This window comes from Bradyrhizobium sp. BRP20, assembly GCF_020194215.1.
Taxonomy (GTDB): Bacteria; Pseudomonadota; Alphaproteobacteria; order Rhizobiales; family Xanthobacteraceae; genus Bradyrhizobium; species Bradyrhizobium yuanmingense.
The window spans coordinates 15139-38152 of the sequence record NZ_JADYVY010000025.1 but is presented as its reverse complement, the minus strand read 5'-3'; the positions used below and the strand labels follow the sequence as shown (position 1 = coordinate 38152).

At 58.5% G+C, this 23014-nt stretch carries 13 protein-coding genes and 4 pseudogenes; 3 read left to right on the top strand and 14 right to left on the bottom strand.

What is annotated here, in order from left to right; all coding sequences use genetic code 11:
• Positions 1-100: 100 nt before the first annotated feature.
• From I6F33_RS34425 to I6F33_RS34415, 3 genes and pseudogenes are all read right to left on the bottom strand, one after another.
• Positions 101-1216: pseudogene (locus tag I6F33_RS34425) on the bottom strand (type II toxin-antitoxin system HipA family toxin); the annotation flags it as partial.
• A gap of 73 nt (positions 1217-1289) precedes the next feature.
• Positions 1290-1457, bottom strand: a pseudogene (locus tag I6F33_RS34420) (transcriptional regulator); the annotation flags it as partial.
• A gap of 613 nt (positions 1458-2070) precedes the next feature.
• A complete protein-coding gene (locus I6F33_RS34415) occupies positions 2071-2805 on the bottom strand; it encodes an aspartate/glutamate racemase family protein (RefSeq protein ID WP_225145473.1) in 735 nt (244 codons plus the stop codon).
• Positions 2806-2968: 163 nt separating this feature from the next.
• Between I6F33_RS34415 and I6F33_RS34410 the strand changes: the two genes are divergently transcribed.
• Positions 2969-3433 (top strand): Lrp/AsnC family transcriptional regulator, encoded by a 465-nt coding sequence (locus I6F33_RS34410; protein ID WP_225145472.1) that lies wholly within the window; start codon positions 2969-2971, stop codon positions 3431-3433.
• 117 nt (positions 3434-3550) lie between these two features.
• Here I6F33_RS34410 and I6F33_RS34405 read toward each other — a convergent pair whose 3' ends face one another.
• A complete protein-coding gene (locus I6F33_RS34405) occupies positions 3551-4024 on the bottom strand; it encodes a prolyl oligopeptidase family serine peptidase (RefSeq protein ID WP_225145471.1) in 474 nt (157 codons plus the stop codon).
• A gap of 273 nt (positions 4025-4297) precedes the next feature.
• The gene (locus I6F33_RS34400) at positions 4298-5404 is read right to left on the bottom strand and encodes a hypothetical protein (protein WP_346657226.1); all 1107 of its coding nucleotides are present in this window, start codon (positions 5402-5404) and stop codon (positions 4298-4300) included.
• A gap of 969 nt (positions 5405-6373) precedes the next feature.
• Here I6F33_RS34400 and I6F33_RS34395 point away from each other — a divergent pair.
• Positions 6374-6632 (top strand): annotated as a pseudogene (locus I6F33_RS34395) (AAA family ATPase); the annotation flags it as partial.
• Between the two features lie 541 nt (positions 6633-7173).
• On the opposite strand, the gene I6F33_RS34390 reads toward I6F33_RS34395, so the two are convergent.
• From I6F33_RS34390 to I6F33_RS34375, 4 genes and pseudogenes are all read right to left on the bottom strand, one after another.
• Positions 7174-7380 carry a cold-shock protein gene (locus I6F33_RS34390; RefSeq protein WP_225145470.1) on the bottom strand — a complete coding sequence of 69 codons (207 nt, stop codon included), beginning with the start codon at positions 7378-7380 and terminating at the stop codon, positions 7174-7176.
• Positions 7381-8121: 741 nt separating this feature from the next.
• A complete protein-coding gene (locus tag I6F33_RS34385) occupies positions 8122-10245 on the bottom strand; it encodes a prolyl oligopeptidase family protein (RefSeq protein WP_225145469.1) in 2124 nt (707 codons plus the stop codon).
• Positions 10246-11398: 1153 nt separating this feature from the next.
• A pseudogene (locus tag I6F33_RS34380) lies at positions 11399-13047 on the bottom strand (trehalose-6-phosphate synthase).
• Between the two features lie 1038 nt (positions 13048-14085).
• Complete coding sequence (locus I6F33_RS34375) at positions 14086-15207, bottom strand: PLP-dependent aminotransferase family protein (RefSeq protein WP_225145468.1); 1122 nt, start codon at positions 15205-15207, stop codon at positions 14086-14088.
• Between the two features lie 803 nt (positions 15208-16010).
• Between I6F33_RS34375 and I6F33_RS34370 the strand changes: the two genes are divergently transcribed.
• Positions 16011-16835 (top strand): class I SAM-dependent methyltransferase, encoded by an 825-nt coding sequence (locus tag I6F33_RS34370; protein WP_225145467.1) that lies wholly within the window; start codon positions 16011-16013, stop codon positions 16833-16835.
• A gap of 434 nt (positions 16836-17269) precedes the next feature.
• On the opposite strand, the gene I6F33_RS34365 is transcribed toward I6F33_RS34370, so the two are convergent.
• The 5 genes from I6F33_RS34365 to I6F33_RS34345 all read right to left on the bottom strand — a co-directional run bounded on the left by I6F33_RS34365 (position 17270) and on the right by I6F33_RS34345 (position 22741).
• A complete protein-coding gene (locus I6F33_RS34365) occupies positions 17270-18331 on the bottom strand; it encodes a hypothetical protein (protein WP_225145466.1) in 1062 nt (353 codons plus the stop codon).
• 30 nt (positions 18332-18361) lie between these two features.
• Positions 18362-19579: an extracellular solute-binding protein gene (locus tag I6F33_RS34360; RefSeq protein ID WP_225145465.1), complete on the bottom strand. Its 1218-nt coding sequence runs from the start codon at positions 19577-19579 to the stop codon at positions 18362-18364.
• Between the two features lie 164 nt (positions 19580-19743).
• Positions 19744-20595, bottom strand: coding sequence for a carbohydrate ABC transporter permease (locus tag I6F33_RS34355; protein ID WP_225145464.1), 852 nt, complete (start codon positions 20593-20595; stop codon positions 19744-19746).
• Positions 20592-21566, bottom strand: coding sequence for a carbohydrate ABC transporter permease (locus I6F33_RS34350; RefSeq protein ID WP_225145463.1), 975 nt, complete (start codon positions 21564-21566; stop codon positions 20592-20594). The genes I6F33_RS34355 and I6F33_RS34350 overlap by 4 nt, the downstream gene beginning before the upstream one ends.
• Positions 21563-22741: an ABC transporter ATP-binding protein gene (locus tag I6F33_RS34345; RefSeq protein WP_225145462.1), complete on the bottom strand. Its 1179-nt coding sequence runs from the start codon at positions 22739-22741 to the stop codon at positions 21563-21565. Before I6F33_RS34345 ends, I6F33_RS34350 begins: the two co-directional genes overlap by 4 nt.
• Between the last annotated feature and the right edge of the window lie 273 nt (positions 22742-23014).

The window sequence follows — 23014 nt, the reverse complement described above, 5'->3', positions numbered from 1 at the left end:
GCGAAATCACCGCCTCGACCACTATGTCCAGGACGGGATCGCCGCCGGCAGGCATGGCTTCGACCTCGGCCTTGGCCGCCATTGCTTGGTGCGTCACGGCCTGAGCAATCTCGGAGACGCGCCGGATCGTCTGCGCTGGAGAGAGCTTGCAGTCGGTGGCGAAGCGCTCCCAGTGGTTGCGTCCGAGCTGGTCAGCCTGCTTCTGCCCGCCGATCTTCTGCGCCATGTTGCGGGTGATCTTCGGATAGGGCGCCGCACAGACGATGTCGTAGCCTGGCGCCATGGCGGCGCCGCGCGCCGATAGCATCAGCGAGTAATTTTTGGCGTGAGAATCCGTGTTCCAAACCATCGGATTGAAGATTGCAAGATCGACGAAGCGGGCGGTCTCCTGTGCTGTCATATGGCGCTGGGTCACGCCAACCATGTCGGCCAATGATGGTCCTTTTAGGCCTCTACCGTTGTTCTGGTACTTGGCAGCTGGCGGTCGGCCCAGGGCTTGGCAAAAGTCCTCCTGATGCAGCCGCCGCCACCTCTTGCCCTCATGACGGCGGTCATAGCGCTCAACCAGCAGGTAGGTACGTTCGCCTGCCGTCCCGGTCGTCACCTTCGGCGTCGGGATTCCGATCATGCGCGCGAGCGTCAGGCAGAATGCCTCGTTCTGGACGGCGCCAGGCAAGCGCTCGTCATCGGGCTTGATGATGTGGGTCGATGGCGCGCCGTCGATCGGTATGTACAGGGTGTCGCCATCCAGAGCGACGGCGAGCTTCGTCTGCACACCGGCAAGCGACATCGACACGCCATCTTCGCCGACGAGGAAGGGCTTGTGGGGTAACTCATTGAAGATGCGCTCGAGGGAGGCCTTGTCGGGGATCTCTCGCCATTTGCCGGCGATCAGCCCGGTGCCAGGCTGTCCGACGGAGAGCGCGCCGGCGGTGTCGCGGCCCATCTCGGCAAGAAGACCGATGACATCGGCCGGCGACTTGCCGAGCATATGACCTACGGTCCCGAGAGTTGCGTTCTCCGGCAGCAGATTTGCCGCCCATGTCAGAATTACCGAGGCATCGTACGACGCCCGCGTGAGCGGCATGGTGAGCGACACAGGGAAGGCGCCGGTCAGCCCGCGCCAGGATTCGGCATAGGTGAAGCCTGACGCTTCGTCGGCGGCCGTGATCCAGCCGACCTCTCGCGTCTCAAAGTAGACCGGAAGACGGTCCATGAGGCTCCTCCTCGTCGCTGTCGGGAATGTCCGGTGTCTCGGAAGTGTTCGCGCGGCGGGCCTGGGCATCCTTGAGAACATCCTCGATGCGCAGCCCGAGCACGTTTGCCACGTGCAGGCTGCGCCCGAGCTGACAGGTGCTTTTTCCGGCCTCGAGGTCGACGATGAAGCGCTTTCCTGTCCCGCTCACCATAGCCAGCTCGTCCTGCCGGAGGCGCTGGCGTTTGCGTTCTTTCTGGATGAGGCGACCGAATGCTGCAGCAAACTCTGCGGCTTGGCGGGCGACACCGGTCTCGCCAGGAGCCTCATTTCCGCCCGAGGGGGGAGTGCCGTTTGGAGGCATGTTCATAGCTCTCTCGTCGTAAGTTACCGAACGGGAACTTTATGGGTTAAACAGCAGATGTCCAGCAAAAAGTTACCGATCAGGAACTTTTCTTACCATTCCAAGTGAAGAAGGATAAAAGTTACCGGGCGGGAACATTTGCCTCAAGCCAACGCTGAGCGGCCCAGAAAGTTACCGATCGGGAATTCTGCTGCCGAGCAACTGGGTTCATTGAAAAGGAGATCGAGACCACCGGCGGGAAAATATCCGCGCAAATCTCCGTCGAGCGAAGCATGTTCCTGAGCGTCCGCTCGATGTCGAGCGGCGCTGCCGGCCCCACAACGATCTCGGCGATCTTGTGGGCGGCGGCAGCTCATCGTGATCGGGACGCCGGTTTGATCTTGCCACAAGCTGACAATTGCCTTGCGCTACCGCGCTGCCCGCCAGGGCTAGGTGCAGCGGCGTTGGGACCCCGGCTAAGGCCGAGGTCGGCATGACCGAGGACAAGATCAAGTGTCGATCGGCGAGGCGATCATCGCCGCGCGTTTATGGAGACGGCACCAACTGACAGCTTACCCTCAGCAAAATCAGCTGCCGCTGTGGCGTGCAGCCTCGCCGAATCGAACACCGGTAATTCTGAATGTTCCGGGCCGATGAGAAGGCCAATCTCCGTGCAGCCGAGGATAACGGCGTCGGCGCCGCGTGTACGACCGCGCGCGATCATGTCGATAACTTCCTGGCGCGACAGATCAGAAACAGTGCCGCAGCACAGCTCATCGAAGATGACATTGTGGATCCGGCTCCGCTCGACCTCCGCCGGTATGACAGGTGAAAGGCCGAAGCGCTGCCGCAGGCGATCACAATAGAACGGCTGCTCCATCGTATAGCGCGTCGCAAGCAACAGTGGTCGCTTGAAGGAAGCAGCGAGAAGAGCCGCAGCGGTCACATCGACGATGTGGATGAGCGGCACACTCAGCTCGGCAGCAACAATGTCGGCAATCACATGCATCGTATTGGTGCAGATCAGGATGCAGCTGGCGCCCGCGTCAACCAACTGCCGCGCTATCCTCGTTAAATAAGCCGCGGCTTGCTTCCAATCTCCTGCGTTCTGAAGAGTGACGATATAGCCGAAGTCAACCGAGCGCAGCAAGATGTCTGCCGAGGCGAGACCGCCGCGGCGCTGACGGACGATTTCATTGATTTCCTTGTAATAGACGGCCGTGCTTTCCCAGCTCATCCCTCCGATCAGCCCAATCGTCCGCTGCACTTTGAGATCTCCACTTCATGGAAGGTGGCACAGGTTTACCGCGCTTTCGGCGGCAAAATCTCGGCGTTGTTTCGCGCAATCGCTCTGGAAAGTGCAAATCAAGGGCCTTATCTCTGCGATAGCAAAAACTCTTCTCACCGAGCTCCGAAGCCGGCTGAAAAAAATGACGTTGGACGATCGCGACCTGAAGATTCTGGACAAGTTGCAGCTCGACGCAGCAATCCCCGTCACAGCGCTTGCCGAATCGACCAATCTTTCGGTGTCCGCTTGTTGGCGGCGCATCAAGCATATGGAGGACAGTGGCCTGATCTGCCGGCGCGTCGTCCTGGTTGACAGACGCAAAGCCAACGTGCCGATGACTGTATTCATGGGTGTACGCACGTCGCGTCATTCGATGGCGTGGCTCGAGGATTTCCGCCGTGCCATTGCAGACATTCCGGAGATCGTCGAAGCCTATCGCTTGACCGGCGAAACCGATTATCTGCTCCGCCTGGTGGTGCCAGGTGTAGAGGTCTATGATGCGATCTACAAGAAGCTGATCAGTCGGCTCGACTTTGCTGACGTCAGTTCGTTCATTGGCATGGAAGAGCTGAAGTTTACGACCACGGTACCGTTGACTTATGTTTAAGGTGCGCCTTCCGGTGGCTCGGGGCAAAGCCGCCTGAATGCATAAGTCTATTCCAGAGCCAGCTGGCGCGCATGTTCGATGAGATTGGCGGCAGTGCTGTGCCCTCCATCGATGTTCTCAAAGTAAAGACAAGATTGGCCGAGCGCAGCGAGCTTCGCGGCGGCCTTGCGGCCATGCGCAGGATGCACGCGGTCGTCGTTGGTACGGCGAGTAGGTTTCGATCCACTCGCGTTGTTTGGGAATGGCCGGGTCGCCATACTCGGCGGTCCAGAACGCGCCCGCGCCCAAGTAGGTGAATCGAAGCATGTCGAACAGCAGCGCCTCTATGATCGCCGCGTTGAAAAGCTCGGCGCGCTCCGTTATTGCGGCACCGACCAGCAGGCCCCCTTGGCTGGCGCCGATCACGCCGAGCCGGCGCGGACTTGTGACTTTCCGACGGATCAGATCGTCGGCGACCGCGATAAAATCATCCCATGTCTTTTGCTTCGTTGCTCCCTGGGCAGCCCGGTGCCATGGTGGACCGAACTCGCCGCCTCCCCGCAGGTTGGCAACGACGTACGCATTGCCATGTTCGAGCCATAGTCGACCCAAAGCTCCTCCATAGAAAGGGAGAAGCGGAATCTGAAACCCGCCATAACCATAGCGAAGCGTCGGGTCGAGCCGTCAAATCTTGCCCTCCTGGGCCGCACCAGAAAGTACGGGATCCGCGTGCCATCGCGCGAAGTCGCTTCGAGCTGCTCCACGACATGCTTCGATGCGTCGAACGTCGCAAGTGCCGTCTTCAAGAGCTCGAGCCGTTTGCTTTCAGCACCAAAGTACCAAAGTGATGTTGGCGTGAGATAGTTAGAGACGGTAAACGTCATTTCATCGGAAGTGGCTGATAGGCTTACGGTCGCATTCTTCGGCAGCGGGACTGGTGTGGCATGCCAGGCACCTTGATCGTACCTGTAGGACGAACGCCTTGCTTTGAAGGTTATCAAGAATGGTCAGGACCAGGAACTTCCTGGTGCTGCCAAATCCGCTGAGTGCCTGCCGGCAGTTGGGCTGGAAAACGACAGAGGGTTTCGCACGCAGCGGATCCTGCTTCCATTCGGCCAAATCATACGAGATCATTGAGCCGGCCTTGAAGCTGGTATCGCCGGAGCGGATCCAGTCTTCGTCCAGTTTCACGAGCAGCCGGCCACTCGCGATGCCGACGATCAAGGCCTTCTTCGGCAGATCGAGCGCGATCGGCCCGGCGCGCGCGAACAGCGCATACTGCCGCTCGAAGCCGTTGATTTGACGGACCACGCCGGTTACATCCATCCACCCTTCACCAAGCACAAACGGCAAGGTCTTGAAGTCGGTGTGCTGGCAGCGAAAGACTTCGCGCGCCTGATCGAGCGGCTGAGCGCGCTTGAGTTCCTTCAATACGAAAGGGAAGCCGGACTCGGTCGTGGTCCCCTCGCCCCAATCACGTGCAACAAGGACGGTGTCACGATCAATCCAGCTGACGCTCTGCTTGCCCTCGGGCAGTTGGAATCCACCTGCAATAAAGCTTTTGGCTTCGCTGTCGAACTCGCGTATGGACACGGCGTCCTTGCCACCGTCGGAGAGTTTGACGAGGCAACGCCGCCCAAGGCAGCTGCGACCCTTGTCGACCCAGTTCTTGTTCTCGGCGAGAGCGAGCGCGTCAATGTCCAGGATGGTCTCCCATCGGGGATCCTGGCCGCGGTAGCTCTCAAGCGTGGTGCGCCGCCAGATGCCGCGCACGTGGCTTTCGTCTTGCCAGCAACTTTCGAGACCTTGCCGTTCCAGCGAAACGGACGGAATCCGGTCTTTTGCCTGGAGGATCTTCAGCGCGTCCCGGTAAAAGCGATCGTAGTGAGGATCCGACTGCAGCAAGCCGAGCGTGTTTTCGTTCTCGGCCTCTGTCCAGGCCAATGCGCGCGGCCCATCGACCTGCTCGAGCCAGAGGAACGGATCGTCCACTGGGGTCGCACCAGACTGCCCGTGGAGCAGCGCGACTGTGAAACACATCATCGAGAGCAACGCGGCGCGCAGAAGGGACTTTTCATTTGCCTTATCCTCGGACCAGGCACGCAGGCCGAGCCCACAAGTTCTTGCGAGTGGGCGAACGTAGCGAAATTCGTGTTGCGACCGTGCACGCGCTGTGTCACGCCGCCCGCAGCTCGATCTGTGCAAGCAGCATGCCGCCGACAAACAGCAGGTTTCCGCCGCATCGTGCCGCATCGCCATGCCAGTTTCCCGACATTGGCTCTGAAGCTGACAATCTGGTGTCCGCCGAGTAACGTTTCGGCATCACCCTTTGAGGCCGCCGGTTCGACCGCGGAACCGCATCAGCAGGGCGATATTGCGGCGGGGCTGCTTCTCGCTTGCGTTCGGACAGAGGGCGTGTGAGCTCTTAGCGGCCTGAGTGTTGGCGGCCTGATTTGCGAGCGGGCATCGTGCGACAAAGAAGAGCTCGTTGAGCAGTAGCCAAATCGCCGTCGGGAAAGGCCGTGTTCATGGCACACCTGCGAACTCTGATTTGACGGTACCGCAACAGGACACTACCAGCTTAATTTCACGCTGGAAGGCAATGTGAAGCGAGGGCCAAATTTATCTATCTCTTTAAGCGCAGGGATTTCGGGATGCGCTGTGCTTTTGCGCCCGAGATAAAGGACATGCGTACGCGATCCACCCGAGATAATTGCCGATCAATTCCATGTAACGGCACCCCAACGCGTGCGGTGTCGGGCCAGCCGCGCGCGTTTGTATGATGTTGACGAGTACTGGCGCGGGCGATCTCGCTCTAGATCTGCGAATTCCGATTGAAGCCTTAGAAGTTAAGTGCCGGAGTGGGGATAAGGCCTTTCCAGGCTTGCAGCTAGATCGCCGTTCTCATGACATCCAATCAGCCGATCCTGATAGTTCTGGTCGAAGGGATTCGGAGTTTGCGTGTTGGAGCGGTTCGTTGAACGTTGGGCGGAAGAAGCCCTTTCGGATACCCCGATGATCCTGATTGTAAGACCGCGCCGGGCCGGCGCGATCAGACGGTCCGCGAGGCCGCCGCCCCCGCTGGTTTGATCTGGGGCCTGGACCGAGCCATCATCATCATCGTCGAGATCCAGCGTGCGCCGGACATGCTGCTGGCGATGCAGAGACGGTCGGCGAGGACAATCGGCCAAGTTGCTCCTTGCTCACCGGCTGGGCAAGTTGCTGAGCGTGCCGCGTATCACCCATGGCTGCGCACTTTTCGTTAGGAGTTTTTCGCATGGTCCGGCTTAGCAAATATAAACTTGCGGCGCCGCATCAAGCCAATGCCGCTTTGTTTACACCGGCCCTCGAAGGCTCACGGCATCAGCGTAGCAGAAACAGACCTGCAGCCTCAGCGCAGCCGGCCAGTATGGCCATAACGTACGAACCCGGTTGTGCGAGCACCTTCATGCCGTACATGCATCACGCGTGGACAGGGGAGCACCAGCCCGGCGGCGTGCACTTCGCGGCGCGTTGGTCACGAGCGTACGGCTCGGGCCGCTCGTGGCGGGCTGGCAGGAATATCTTGCCACGCCCACACTGCGACCGGGCTCGCAACTCCTGTAACTCTGACGGCAGTGATCGATCGACGGCCTCAAGAGACAGCCTCATGGGCGGAAGAGACCGTCGAAAGGCCAAACGCCCGACGCGCCATCACAAGGCATCGCCGGACGGGTGCGAGAACACGCTTTGCAGAGAGCAGTTTCCGGAGGCGGGTCGGATCAGCCAACCCGGAGATCCTCAGCTGACATCTTACCCGAACGCCCGGCCTTGAGCTGATAACTTACCCGGGCCCCCTCTTCGAGAGTGGTGTAACCGGCCCTTTCGACGGCACCGATGTGCACGAAGACATCGGGACTTCCGTCCTCAGGCCTGATGAACCCATAACCTTTGGTCGAGTTGAACCACTTCACAATACCCATTGCCACGGCGGCATCTCCATAGTGAACCGTTGTGATCTAGCGAAGAGTCTCCCAGCCATCAAGAGGGTCCGCAAGAGACGAGTCGCTGCGCTGGTCACGTGGTTGTTTTTATCGCGTAATCTAGCTGAGGCCGCATTGTGCAAGCGACAAAAGCGGCCTGACGTCGACGACACTTCGCCTCAAGGCTTCAGCCCAGATGACGTTTTTGACCTTCGCTTCACTCGTCGCACGCGACTGGCTTACAGAAGACTTGCGGAGCCTCGAACATGCCGCGCTTATCCGGCGCCGGCGGATCGTTTTCCTCGACGTTGAACAACAGGGCGATCGTGAACTCCTTTGCGCAGCCTGGAGAAGGATTATCAATCCGCGCATGCCTATATTGAAGCTACCTGACATGCTTTCTCAAGCACAAAGACACTCCCAGAGCTGCGCTTTAGCCGTCGCGTTTAGATATTAGCCGCACGCCGGCCATATCGGACGAACAGGGGTCTGCGAGACAATCCTCAAGGAAGCGTATCTGGCAACTTACCGCCCGCTCGTCATGTTGTGCTTGGACGCCAGGAAATGCGCTCGCCACCGGTGGAGGCTGTTCAAACCGGTAACTTGGGCATCTGACGACCTTCATCGCGCCGCCGGTGGCTCATCAGCCTCTCGCCTTGGGTTCGATGAATTCAGCTGAGCACCGTGAAGACGTTGAGATAACCGATGGTCTCTATTTGTCTCCTTCGATCAGCCCGTCCACTGAATTTACTCAGAACAAAGCCGCCTGGATGCGTAGGTGTATTCAAGGGCCAGTTGACGCGCGTATTCCATGAGATTGGCCGCGGCGCTGTGTCCCCCGTCGATGTTCTCGTAATAGAAGTAAGGCTGGCCCAGCGCGGCGAGCTTCGCGGCAGCTTTGCGGCCGTGCGCCGGATGCACGCGGTCATCCTTGGTGGAGGTAAGAATTAAGGGAGCGGGATAGGTCTTGCCCGCCACCAGCTTCTGATAGGGCGAGTAGCCTTCGATCCACGCACGCTGCTGGGCAATGGCGGGATCACCGTACTCGCCGATCCAGGAGGCGCCCGCGCCCAGTTTGGTGTATCGAAGCATATCAAGCAGCGGCACCTGGATGATCGCAGCGTTGAAGAGCTCGGGACGTTGGGTGATTGCGGCGCCAACGAGCAGGCCGCCCTGGCTGCCGCCAATGACTCCTAGCCGGCGTGGACTCGTGATCTTGCGGCGGATCAGGTCCTCGCCAACGGCAATGAAATCATCCCATGTCGTCTGCTTCGTTGCCCCCTGCGCGGCTTGATGCCATTGTGGGCCAAACTCGCCGCCCCCGCGCAGGTTCGCAACCACACAGGCATTGCCCTGTTCGAGCCAGAGCCGTCCCACCGGCCCCAGATAAGAGGGCAGAAGCGGGATCTGGAACCCGCCATAGCCATGGAGAAGTGTCGGGATCGCGCCGTCAAACCTTGCGTTCTTCGGCCGCACCAGAAAATAGGGAATTGACGTGCCATCACGCGAAGTGGCTTCGAGCTGCTCCACGACATGGTTGGACGCATCGAAGGCAGAAGGTGTCTTCTTCAATTCCTCAAGGCTTTTGCTTTCGGCATCAAAATACCAGACTGACGTAGGTCTGAGATAGCTCGAGACAGCGAACATGGCCTGGTCCGCTTCATCGGAGGCGGCTGACAGGCTGACATCTGCATGTTCCGGCAGTGGGATCGGCGTCGCCGACCAAGCTCCCTGATCGTACTTATAAGCGAACGCTTTGCTCTGAACGTTCTCAAGGATCGTCATGATCAACAAATTCTTCGTGGCTGCTACCCCGCTCAGGGCCCGGCGGGGCCCAGGTTGGAAGACAAGCGAGGCTTTGGCGCGCAGCGGATCCTGTTTCCATTCGTTGAGGTCATACGAAATCAGCGATCCGGCGGCGAAGCTGACATAGCCTGGCGGCGTCCAATCTTCATCAAGTCTTACAAGCAGGTGACCACCCGCTAGTCCGATCATCGCGGCCTTCTTCGGCAGATTGAGCTTGACGGCCCCTTCGGGGCGGAAGACCACATACTCGTACTCGAAAGAGCTAATCACGCGCGTCGCGCCGGTCGCATGAATATGGCCGTCGCTGTCACGAAGCACGAAGGGGGACGTCTGGACGTCGGTGGGCTCGCCACGAAAGATCTCGCGAGCCTCACTGAGCGGCTGAGCGCGCTTGAGCTCCTTCACGACAAAGGGGTAGCCGGCTTGCGTCAAAGTGTCCTCGCCCCAGCCCCGGGCAACAAGGAGTGTGTCACGATCGACCCAGCTGACGCGCTGCTTGCCCTCTGGGAGATAAAAGCCATCCGCAACGAAGGTCTTGGCGTCGCAGTCGAACTCTCGTATGGACGCGGCATCCTTGCCGCCATCGGAAAGACTAATCAGGCAGAGGCGCTCTTCAGGCGGAAGGCCGCTGCTACCTTGAAAGATCCAATTCCTGTTCTCGGCGACCGCCAAGGCGTCCACGTCGAGAATGGTTTCCCACTGTGGGTCTTGGCTACGATAGCTCTCGAGCGTGGTGCGCCGCCAGACGCCGCGCACCTGGGTCTCGTCTTGCCAGAAATTCTCCAAGCCGCGCCGTTTCAATGAAACATATGCGATCCGATCCTTGGCCTGCAGGATGGAGAGCGCCTGTCCGTAGAAGTGCCCATAGCGAGGATCTGACTGGAGCACCCCGAGCGTCTTCTCGTTTTCGGCGCGAGCCCAAGCCACTGCGCCTGCCCCTTCAATCTCCTCGAGCCAAAGGAATGGGTCGTCAGTCACTGCCGCATCCGCTCGCTCCTGTGAAAGCGCCGTGGAGGTGATGCAGGCGCTCGAAAGTAGCTTGGCGGAGAAGAGTGATGTATTCATGGACTTGCTCCGGCGGAGGTCGAGCGGTCAGGCTCGCGGGCCCTGGCGCGTCAAGCAGAGACGGCGGAAAGCACGCAAGCGCATGACATAGCGCGGCTTGCGCTATGTCGCGGGCCGTTCATTGCAAGCTGCGTGCCGGCTGAAGAGTCGCGAGTTTCAGCCGTTCGGGGCTGCACGACCATGTTCGGTTGCCGACGTTGGTTGCCAAGCGGACATCACAGCGTGTCGGCGGACCGCATGCCAGACGAGCGCCAGCGTTTTTGATCTCAGTGGCAAAGACCCGGGACGCAGGGAAGCTGCTTTCCTCCGCATATGAGGATGCTCCTTCTCGCCGGCGTCACTGGGCAGACTTGTCGCGGGCATTATCCCGACAAAGAGCAGCGCATTGATCAGCAGCCAGGTCGACATCGGCAAGGGTGGTATGCATGGCGCGCTCCGAGTCGTTGACTGCAAGCGCTGCCGATTTGGACGAGCTTTTTCCTCGCGAAGCCCACAAGTCACGCCGATAGCTTGGTTCGTTGACTGATTGCCGGCGAGACGAGCAGAGTAAAAACGCCCTAGAAACGGCCTACGTTGCAACACGTCTTCAGATTGAGCCAACAATCAACAACAGGTACGAGCACCAGATCAGGTTCTTCGGCGCAAAACGGCGAAATGAAGCTGGGCATCAGCAGCAATTGAGGGAGCTACGGTCCAGCTTAAACGATCCTGATCCACCCGGCGGGGACCCACGCACGAGCCGTGGTCCTCATCGAAGCCCTATTACACAAACGAGATCAAGGGCGAGATTTTCGATCGAGAATGCCCGCTGCTGCCGGATCATGCGGGCTGGTTCAAGGCTAGTGCAACGCTCACTGCGAACTGTTCCGCAACGCTGCCGTTGCGGCTCAGAGCAAGCGCCGCTTTCCGGGGCAGAACGATCAACGGGCAGCAGCGCGCCGACTGGCGGCACCACCACTCGCATCAGCGTCGTTTAAAGATAGAAGATGAGTTGACCGTATCGCTCCCTTCTGATCATGGACCACTCGCATGATGTCTTGATTGCATGCGGCCCTGCGCCGCCCGCAAGAACCGCGTCAGCGCACAAAGCCTGGATTGCTCCTCTGTCCTGCTACAGAAGCCTGCCATCCGCCGTGCTATGCTTTTCGCCCGATCAGTCCTCGCGGGCATCGAACTCTTGTCCGCGATGACCATCGCGTGAAGCTGTCGGCGCCGGCAGATCCCAGAGTCTATCCTGTGTATGCTCCAGTGGGGCCGCCAAAGCCTCAAAGGCCGACTTCACGTCTTCATAGGCAGCCTCCTTCAAAGCGGCATCAGCGGGATCGATCTCGTTATAGGCGGTGAGCGCCGCGGCATAATTTTGATACAGGGGCATTTGAGCCTCGTTGGTCCAGCCGAGACCGAGATGGTGGAACTGATCAGCCGGAACGGTGATGCGGCTCTTGTCCAGCTCCCGGAGGTAGTCCGCCGACCAGTCGTGGATGGTATAGGATTCAATCTTATCCATCATCGACCGCCAGCGCCTGACACGCTCCTCAAGCGGCATATTGGCCGCTTTCGAAATAGCGGCTGCGATTTCTTTGGGATGGTTTGGATCTACCAGCAGCGCCTCGTCCTCGTTGAAGTCTTCAGCCGCCCCAGCAAACTTCGATAATACCAGAACGCCGGGATCCTTCGGATCTTGGGCAGCAACATATTCTTTCGCTACCAGATTCATGCCGTCCCGCAGCGGCGTGACGACACCTACATGTGCCGCGCGGTAAAGACGCGCGAGTGCAGCCTGGCTGAACGGGTCATTCGTGTAGTGGATCGGCCTCCACTCGTCTGTGCCATGCTCGGCATTGACATGGTTGATCGCATTCTCCACGTCCTCCTTGTACTTTCGATACTCGTCGACGTCGGCGCGTGAGGACGGCGCGATCTGCAACAGCGAGATGCTGCCGGCTCGGCCGCCAAGAGCTGGTTAAACGCTTCGACGCGTTTGTCGATACCTTTCGTATAGTCGAGCCGGTCCACGCCGATCGCAAACTTGGCGCCCTCGAAGTTTTGCAATAATGACGAGATTTTTTCTTGCTCTGCGGGCGAGAGCTCTGCCGCAAGATGCTCTGCGAATTGCCTGGGATCGATACCGATTGGGAATTTTCGAAGTCGCGTCTGGCCACGCTCCGTGGTAACGACGCCATCCTTGCTCTCCAGTCCGAAATAGGTTCGCAGGCAGGCCAAGAAATTGTTCAGATCCCGGTTCGTCTGAAAGCCGAGCAGATCGTATTCCAGCATCGACTTCATCAGTTCGCGGTGATTGGGTACGCGCTCTATCATGTCGGGCGTCGGCCATGGCGTGTGCAGAAAAAAGCCGGTCGGCCGCTCGACGCCGAGCTTATGCAGATCGGCCCCGAGCGGAAGCAAATGATAATCATGCACCCAGAATGCGTCCCGATCCCGCAAGTCGAACGCCGCACGCGCGATGAAGTTGTTCATTTGTCGACAGCTGTCGTATCCCTCTTCCGCGCGCGACATCCGGTCGGACAGGGAGTGTAATACCGGCCACAAGGTTGAATTCGAATAATCTCGATAGTAGCCCCGATGGTGCGCGGCCGGCAGATCGAGTTCGGCCACATGGCCTTCGCCAGCCTTCACGAGTGGCAGGGGCCGCTCAGTCCCGTCGCCGCGGTTCTCCGAGGAGAACATCCAGACCGCGCCGGAACGTTCGACGACTGGCTCGAGGGCTGCGGCAAGTCCGCCGGTCTGGGGTTTATTAGGGTCGAACGGCGCACCGCGGTTCGAAATGACGACCAGCTTCATGTCGGGTTGCTGGCTTACCGAGCAATGCTCCACGTCGCCCGTGGCAACAGCATGGGAAGGACCTGCACCTCTTTCTTGCTCCTGCTCCAACGGTATCTCGTCCAGATGCAGGTCGAAGGCCGCTTGGCCTATGTTTCGTCTTGCTGCCCGGCCTGTGATGTACAGCCGGAATCGAACGTTGACGTATCGAGCGCGCCATGAATGCGAACCATCTCGTAACTCCGTCTACCGATGTTTGCGTTTGGTGCAGTCGCCGATCAGCGCCGAGATATCTCTGTTTCCCCACCGTGGCAGGTGCAGCTTTCGGGAAGCTGACCAGTTGCCGGGCCAAATAGCCGCATCGATGCTTCATTCAGGACCTATGCGCGGTCGTTGCGCATGAGGCGCCGGCATGCCCGACTTCAACAGATCTGCCAGGAACGCTGGAGGCTGGTAGCCGGCATTGAGAACTTCCTGAAGATATGAACCATCGACAGCGCACCCCTGCGAGGCGGGCGGAGGGCGGCCGCCAGACTGTGAATGGTCTCAACTCAGAGTCGGCCAAGCCCTCTGAGGAGGCGCTCCGAATTCCTCGTCCATTGGTTCACACAGATGGGGTCCCTTCAGAGGAGACACTCCCAGTCAACATCCACATTACTGAACAGGTCCGGATGGATTAAACACACCGAATATCGCCGAAAGAACGTCTTTCGGGCGATTGATCGAGGTGACAGAAGCACTTCATTTGTCGAGCGATGGGCCAAGGTCGATGATAGTCGACAAATCGAAGACCAGGCACGGCTCAGGCCATCCGCTAGGGTTCGCGCGCCAGCGGGCCCCCTGAACCGGGCCGTTTCGTCTATCCTGGATGAGCACGGCATGGGCTTTCGTTCAATCGGGCAGGCATTCTACATCATCGCCTTCTCCCAGCATCTGTTGAATCGAGCCGAGCCCTGCGCTAAGTGGCGCATTTTTAGGGCGCAGAGCTTTCCTGCTCATCGTTTGCGAGAGCGATCCTGGATGTGCCGATCTCCGCAACAGTCTCCGATGATCGGAAGGCTATATATTCTCGTGCACAAGAGGCCTGAGCGCTGTCAAGGCTTCTCCAAGGCTGGCACGCGTTTCGGGGCTACCTAGGACGATGCGAATGGCCTCAGGGGAACTGTCTTCATCGACCGCGAACATGCTTCCGGACCGAACCAAGACACCGGCCTCGGCTGCGGCCGCGACAAAGCTCCGCTGGGTCCATCTGCGCGGAAGCGTCAACCACATGTGTAGTGATTCCGGTTTGGCCAGGTAGGTTGCATGAATGAACAACCTCGCGGCCAATTCCTGTCGCGCGATCGCCTCGTTGCGTACAGCGAGCAGCGCTTTCTCAGCCGTGCCATTGGCAATCCAGCTTTGAGCGACCAAAGCGGACAGGGGTGTGACATGCCACGTCGAGGTCGTCTGAAAGCGATCAAACGCGCTTGTGGCCGCCTGAGCGGAGGGCATCAACAGATAGGCAATCTTCAAACCAGGGCCAATACACTTAGCGAGGCCTGCAGCGTACCAGGTGACGTCAGGGGCCGACGCGCTGATCGGGGGCGGAGCTTCCGGTGGAAGCAGCCCGTAAACATCGTCCTCAATAATCACGACGCCATATCGCCTCGCCACATTGGCGAGCGCGAGCCGTCGTTCATGCGACATCGTGATTGTGGTTGGGTTATGGAGTGTCGGCGTAAGGAACAACGCTTTGGGACTGAGATTTCTGCACGCATCCTCGAACGCCTCTGGCGTCGCCCCGTCGTCATCCATCGCGATGCCCTTGACGGAAATGTTCAAGAAGCTGGCAATCCGCCGCAACCCGTAATAGCTCAAGCTCTCTGTCAGCAGCACATTGCCGCTTCCAACCACGTTGACCAATGTGATTAGGAGGGCACTCTGAGTACCATTCGTGACGATGATGCGGTCGATCGACGGCGCAGCCCCGAAGCGCTTCGCTAGCCAAGCCGCTCCAGCTTGACGATCAGAATCAGTTCCTCGAAAACGATGATATCTCAACAATGTCGCGACATCTCCTCGTTCAGATATCTCAAGCAGCGTTCTCGACAACGCCGCTCCCATCCATTCTGGGGTCGGCGGAGTGGTTCTTATGAGGCTGATTGGCTGTTCATGTCCACGAGTGCCAGGGATATTCATTTTGCCGGTTCCAGTTGACGTAAGCAGTGCAATGAGACAACGCTAAGCCTGCCAGTTTCAGAGGCATCCACGTTCGCGCCCGGGTGGCCGCGAGTCGCCGAGGAGCGACATCACACGATCTCGCGAAGGCGAGTATGGTCCAAGAGACCTTCATGACCCACCGAAGTGATTTGTGGCCTCCTCTCGCCCGCTCTCGGTCCCCAGCCACGCTGCTCAGCAACACCAAGATCAATTTGTTCTCGTCTCCTCAAGAGCACCGCGGCCGCCGGCCTCTCTCAACCAGGTGCGAACCACTGCAAAGACAGCGTTGATCCACCAAGATGATTTGATCGACAGGGTTGCCGGCCGAACGTGAGCGGCACTTCGCTGGCGCGCTTGGTCGAAACTCGCCATAAATGAAGCAGCTCCCGATCCAATCAACTACCAATGTCGGTAGTTGATAAAAATCAGAGTAGGTGAACGATTGAGACGACGAAAGCTGTGGCTCTGGAAGAGACAAATTGCCCCTTCCGCATTCGACGCAACTCTGCTGTCGCGCGATGCGCTTGTGATAAAACGAGGACGCTCTTCATGTGTCGCCCCCGGCGAGAACAAGCAACTCTCCGTAGAACGCGGTTTCTAACAGCCGTCCGGCTTCGGCGAGCGATGAATTCACACCCCGAGACCCGAGACAACCGGATCGGGCTCGCACATCCAAGTACCGTAGCCGTTCTAAACGGCGCCTAGGGACGTGCTCGCAGGATCTGCGGGGCGCCTATCCAAGTGGGGTTTCCTCGTTCCGCAACAAGCGATCGGAGTGAACGATGCCAAGTCAATCGGTAGATGCGCACTCTGCCTACACTGGGCTTGCTGATGCGTATGACAGCTATCGGCCGCATTATCCGGATGAACTAGTGAGTTTCATTGCCGAGCGCGTGATGCCTGCGGGACTTTGTGCTCTCTCTGTGCTTGACGTCGGAAGTGGTACAGGACTTTTTACAAGGCAACTGGCGAGCCTGTTACCCCCTTCTGCTAGCATTACGGGCCTCGAGCCGAACGCCGATATGCGTCGGAATGCCATCTGCGGATCTGCCGGCATCTTGAATATCAAGCATATGCCAGGCAGGGCGGAACGGCTTCCAGCTGAGAGCGGTACCATTTCTCTTGTGACAGCAGCGAGCGCGGCGACGTGGTTTGATCGACCCAAGTTCTACACGGAGGCAAACCGGGTCCTCACCCCATCAGGGCTTATCGCGGTGCTCATGATCCGACGGGATCTGGATAGAAGCGAGATGCTTCGAGATTACGAGCGTTACCACGAGCGTTACATTCGTGGCTTTGTGATCGGCGGCTTTGAGGACAGCGACGGACGCTACGCACCCGTCAATTTCGTGCATGAACTCAAATCATCGCCTCTGTTTCGCAAGGTCCGCCATTTTGCGCTCTATTGGGACGACTTTTTAACATGGGAGCAGTTCGAGGGCCTGAGTTTATCCCGTAGCGACACCAAGAAGATTATTGAGATCAACGGCCTGGAAGATACGATGAGGTGGCACCGCCTGCTCTTTGAGCGATATGCTGCAATGGATGGAACGGTGGAATTTCCTTGGTCAGCAGAGGTGACAATCGCGCTACCCGTTGCTCAGTGATCTTATGCGCATACCAGCAGCCTCAGAAATCGGGAAATTGCAGCGGATCGCTTGAAGCCGCGCTTTGCCGATGCTGGCTGCTCTCGTTTTGTCGCTCAATCACCCCCGATCGCTGCCATCACAGAAGCCATCGTTGCCACCAAGCAAAGGGATCCCTTCTTTCGATTTTCGTACCTCGCTGTAGTCCCTCATTCTGAATGCCAGCAAGCGCCTTCGTTCCATCATTGCGGCAAATGAATGCAGATTGACAAACACCGCTTATAGACGTCAGCGTTAACCCACTTGAAAGTTCGCCGACGCAAAACCGTGCTCGCTACTCGATGGTTTGCATCGACAGCAGCAACTGCGAATCGAGATTGAGAGAACGCTCCCCCGCCGCTTCCGCTCGAACATTGACGCGAATTCCAACGCGCGGGCTACGCTCAAACTGATCTTTACGAGCAGCATTTCAGTTCCACCTCGACAGCGAGCGTCTCGGCATGAAGTGCAAGAATTGCCTGCGCTGCGGCGCGGGCTCCCTTCGCGCCAACAAAGAAGAAGTGCCCGCCAACGGCCTCTCGCGACAAGCGCTTCGGCAGCGACTCGACAAGTGACCGGACCTTGTTTAGAGCACTGGGAGCAAATGACGCGGCGCGAGCCGCGATCACGTGGGCATTGAAGAATGACCAGTTGGCCTGATCCGTTAACAGATGGTGCCTATCACTCGATGCAGTCGGAATGATGGCTGCGCACAGCGGAGCACCTTGAAATTCCATAGCCAGCACATCTTTCGCCGCATCCGACAGCGAATGTTGCATCCGCCCATTGCGCCAGCGGAGAGCTTCACCATGCAGATTCAACGGCGAGCTACCAACGAACTCTCTAAAGTACACCTCAGAAGGAATAATTGATCTCCCCTCTAGGCGATCCTGTTCCGATAGAGAAGCCAGCCAGGACCGGTTGAGCGGCGTGAACTCTCCCTCGGATGGAGCAAGGAAGGATCGAAAGCCATGCGCGGACAGGGGTGTTTCCCTAAGATTCACCGGCGAGAGGCCTGGAAGCGGAGGCGTTGCCGCAAGGCTTACGAATGCCTCTATGGCGATGTTTCTGCTGGAAGCCGTCGCGACCAGACGTGAAATAAATCTACCGGCCATACTCCAGCCAACGACCAGGACACGCGGCTTTAGCTTCCATGCATGCAGCTTCGCCGCCACCAGATCGATCAAGACTTCTGACCAGGTTGTGACATCCAATTCAGAAACAGGAGAGTTGAACACAGGGTGTTCGATCGGAGGTGATGGCACAACTAAATTGTACCCCATCGACGTTAGCCAATAGGCGAGAAAATCCCTGGGATCGCCGTCAGGATAACCATAAGAAATCCGCCCCAGATGACCACCGCCGGTCAAGAAAAGCACCAAGGCGCACTCTTTTCTCCCCGGACGGCTCCATTCTATATATGGGATGGCGCAAGCCATCCCATATCTTTCATCTGGATAAAGGCCTGCATTGACCATCGCTACTGCTCGCTAGCTAGCCTCAAACACTCATTTAAGGCCGAGAAGCTTTCGCGCCTGCGACGCCATTGCTTGGAGTGCCCCTTCAGGCGGCTTCTGGAGTGTGATGACAGAGCGCATACCGTCCACGATGACCTTGGTGACTTTTGCCGCGTTCTCTCCTGGAAAAGCGTACCAGCCGCGAAGAATTGGTAGCTGATCGAGGCTCGCCTTATAGTTGGCATTCTTTGCAAAGTGGCCGGAGAGCTCTGTTGAATCGCGGGTAGCGAAGTCGTTCGCCGGCAGCCATCCGGATTTGAGCGCTACAATTTTCTGTCCGGCTGGACCGCTCGCAAACTTCATGAACTCCCAGGCGAGCTTCTGTTGCTCGGGTTTGGTCGCAAACATCATTGCGATCGATCCGGCTGCGGGAAGCGTCCCGTTCGGTGCCATCAGCGGAAACCTGCCGACCGCAAGCCTGAATTTATCCTTGCTATCCTCTTCGAAGCGCCGCTGATTTGAATTTGAGTCGAAGATTATGCCGACCTTTCCGGCGGCAAACAGAGACCGAGCCTGGTCTTTCGACATATCAACTGAAGCTTGTCCCGATTCTCCGATCCGTTTTATAATTTCCAAAGCCTGCAGGCCTTCCGGGCCATCAAAAGCTATCTTGCTTTCATCAGAATTCATCATCGTCGCATTTTGACTAAAGAGCAGTGCGTCCCAGAAAAAGTCCTCACTATCGTATTGAAAAATAAGTCCGACATTCCCTTCGCCCAGCTTCGTGATACTCGAACCAAGTCTGATGATCTCGTCCCATGTCGTCGGGAGATGAGAAGGATCGCCGCCACCTTTGGCGAGGAGGTCGAGATTGTAGAAGACGACAGGCTCGGCGATGCCGAAGCCTAGCGCATAGCTATCCCCCTTGGATGCTCCAATTTTTGCAACCGCAGGAGAAAGTGCTTTTCGGTTGTCACTCGTGTCCGTATTCAGGAATTGGCCGAGCGGAACGGCAAGGTTTCGATCCGTGTAAATCCGCAGACGATTGGCGCCCTGGAATGACACGTCCGGCAACGAACCTGTGAGCGATGCGCGCAGAGTTGCCTGAACGAGATCGTCATAACCTCTGGTCGAATTGTCCAGCTCGACTTTGACTCCGGGATGTTCCTTCTCGAAAGTTCTCGCGAGTTCGACCCACATCGCGTTAAGGTCAGAGGACGCTGCAGTTACCCTTAACGTTCTGCCGTCCTCTGCGCTCGCCGGACTCATGATGGCTCCGACAAGAGCAGTAGCGACGACAACTATTTTCAAACAGGGCCGCATCTGGCTTTCTCCGTTTTGGGGAATATTCTGTATTTCTCGCCGCAGCGGATCCTGCGGTCGCACGCTACGTTTTGAGGCGGTGTTCGGCGACTTCAGCGAGGTTTTTACCGTTACTTGATCGCCCCTTCCGCCAAGCCTTCGACGAACCAACGCTGTGCGGCCAGGAATGCGACGATGAGAGGCAGAACGACAAGGGTTGCTGCGGCCATGAGCGGGCCGTAGTCGGTGCCCGCCTCCTCGCTCTTGAAGACCATGATTCCGAGCGGCGGCGGCATCAGCGATTGATCGTGCACCGCGATCAGCGGCCAGAACAGATCGTTCCAATGCGAGACGATCGAGAAAATTGCGAACGCGATCACGGCGGGCAATGCCATTGGTACCATGATTTTCCACACGATTGCAATTTCGGAGAGACCATCGAGCCGCGCGGCGTGAACGACGTCGTCTGGAATGGTCTTAAAGAACTGCCGGAATAGGAAGATGCCGAAGGGCGAGACCACATAGGGAAAGACGAGCGCCGCGTAGGTATTGAGGATGCCGAGCTGATAACCGAGAATGAAGAGCGGCAGCGAAAGTACCTGATGCGGCAGGAGGAGCCCGATCAGCACCAAGCCGAAGAGAGTATCACGACCGGCAAAGCTTAGTTTGGCGAGTGCGTAGGCGCACGGCGCACAGATAAGGATCTGTAGCGCCAGGATCAATGCGCAGATCATGACGCCGTTGCCGAGATAGCGTGGCAACGGCACCTGAGTCGCTGCCTTTGTATAGTTCTCGACGCCATAGAACTGGACGGGCCAGAAGGAAAAGCTCGTCTGGAAGATCTCTCCAGGTGGCTTGATTGACAGCGACACCATCCAGACGAAAGGCACGAGGATGAGCGCACCGGTGGCGAGCAGAACGGCATGCCGGAAGAGCGCAGCGGGAGACAACAACAGGCAAGCGCGAAGCGCTCTGGTGCTCATTGGTAGTGCACTTTCCGATCCATGAGGTGGGCCTGAACGAGGGTGAGGGTCACGACGATGGCCAGAAAGACGACAGCGATTGCCGCGCCATATCCGGTGCGCAGATACTCGAAACTCTCTCGGTAGAGCGAGTAGAGCAGCATTTCGGAGGCGTGGCCGGGGCCGCCCTGGGTAAGCACTTTTACTGTGTCGAACGAAGCGAACGCTCTCAGCGCCACAACGATGACAACGAACATCGAGACCGGGCCGAGCATTGGCAGCGTGACGGTACGCAGGCGGTCCAGCCACAGGTCAGCACCGTCGACGTCGGCTGCACTGTAGATGTCCTGAGGGATGCTCTTGAGACCCGCGAGGAACAGCACCATCGCGAAGCCCAGATTCTGCCATATGCCTATTGCGGCGAGCGCCGGCAGAACAGTGTGCTCGTCGCGCAGCCAGTTGGCGGCCGGCATGCCGATCGCAGACAATGTCTGATTGACAAGGCCGATGGTCGGATGCAGCAGCGCTTCCCAGGCAATCGCCATGGCAGACATCGTCGCCATAAAGGGCAGAAAGTGAACGGCGCGGTAGAAGGAGCGGCAGGACTTGCAGCCTTCGATCAGGAGAGCGATCAAAAGTCCGAGGCTGACAGTGCCCGGAACGACGACCAGCAAGTAGATGGCTGTGTTGCGAAGTGAGGACCTAAAGCCCTCGTCTGCAATGACCTCGCGGAAGTTGTCGAGGCCGACGAAGGAGAGCGTCGCCGCGCCGAACTGCCAGTCGGTGAATGCGATAACGAAAACGCCGATCACGGGCAGGCAGTAAAGCATGAGCAGAAAGAAGAGTGACGGCCCGGCCAAAATCCAAGCCGCCAGGGCTTCGCGAAGACCTCGTCCGGACGCCTTGGACGCGGCGGGACATCGAAACATCGACGCACCACGTCTTGAGGAGAGTTCGTGGCGGGCGCCGGAGATCGCACGAAGCCCCCTCATCGAGCGGCCTCGCGAAGCGGCGTAACCGATGACCGGCTAAGTTCGACTTGCCCGCGCAAACGCCGTCCATCGGGGGTAAAGAGAAGCACCCGCTCCGGCCTGATACCGACGTGCAAAGTCTGGCCGGGGGTGATACGAGGCCCGTATTCGGCCGGAAGTCTGGCGACCAGCGGCTGGTTGGGGCCTGCTAGATCGAGACGGACGAACAGATCGGAGCCCATATGCTCGATCATGCGAACCGAACCAGTCAGCGTGCCCTGACCGCCCTGGTCGGCGAGATGAAGAGCCTCCGGGCGGATTCCGAGGCTCAGATGCATACCGGGGAGTGCAGCGGCATCGATCTTGAGAGTCGATCCGGCCACGTCGATGAGCCCGCGTTCGCGCATCACGCCCTCGAGTATGTTGATCTTGGGCGAGCCGATGAATTCTGCGACGCGCCGATCGCTAGGATCGCCATAAATGTCCTGCGGCGGAGCGACCTGCAGCAACTCGCCATCGAGCATCACCGCGACGCGGTCCGACAGCGTCATGGCCTCGGCCTGATCATGGGTGACGTAGACGAAGGTTCCCCCGAGCCGCTGGTGCAGCTCCTTGATCTCCGCGCGCATCTGCACGCGCAGCTTGCTGTCCAGGTTGGACAGAGGCTCGTCCATTAGAAAGACAGCCGGATGGCGAACCATCGCCCGGCCGACTGCCACGCGCTGGCGTTGGCCGCCGGAGAGCTGTCCCGGTTTGCGGCTCAATAGATGGCAGATATCGAGGGACTTGGCGGTGCGGGTGACTTCCATCTCGATTTCGGCAGCGATCCGCGCCCTTCCTGGAACCAGACGGCCGACAAGGGGAAGCCTCTGGACGGCCGTGAGCCGCCGCATCCGGAGCGGCAGCGCAATGTTGGCGGCGACCGTCATATGCGGATAGAGGGCGTAAGACTGGAACACCATCGCCACATCCCGCCGCTTCGGCCTGAGGCCATCGACCACCCGTCCACCAATTAGAATCGACCCGGCGTCCTGCATCTCGAGCCCTGCCAGCACGCGTAAGAGCGTTGACTTGCCACACCCGGAAGGTCCGAGCAGCGTCAGGAACTCACCATCTGCTATCGAGAGTGAGACATCACGCAAGACAGGCATCGGGCCATAGTTCTTCACGATCCTATCAATCGATACCGATGCCATCGCCGTTACTCCCACATCATGAACGTGTTGCTGAGCACGGCACTGAGATCGCTTAATCCCGTTTGGGCGTGTCCGCCGTTGTGTGAGACGTTAAAAGATCGGACTGCTACAGCCGGATGACGACCATCGAATAATTCGATGTAAGCTTGCCCGAATGCGATGACGTCCGATGCTCGGTTAAGAGAATGTGTCTAAGAAGCAACGCGTGAAGCGCTGCGGGCCTTGGTGCGACCGCAATTGAGCAAGGCGTGACATGCTCGTCAGGGCATAGCT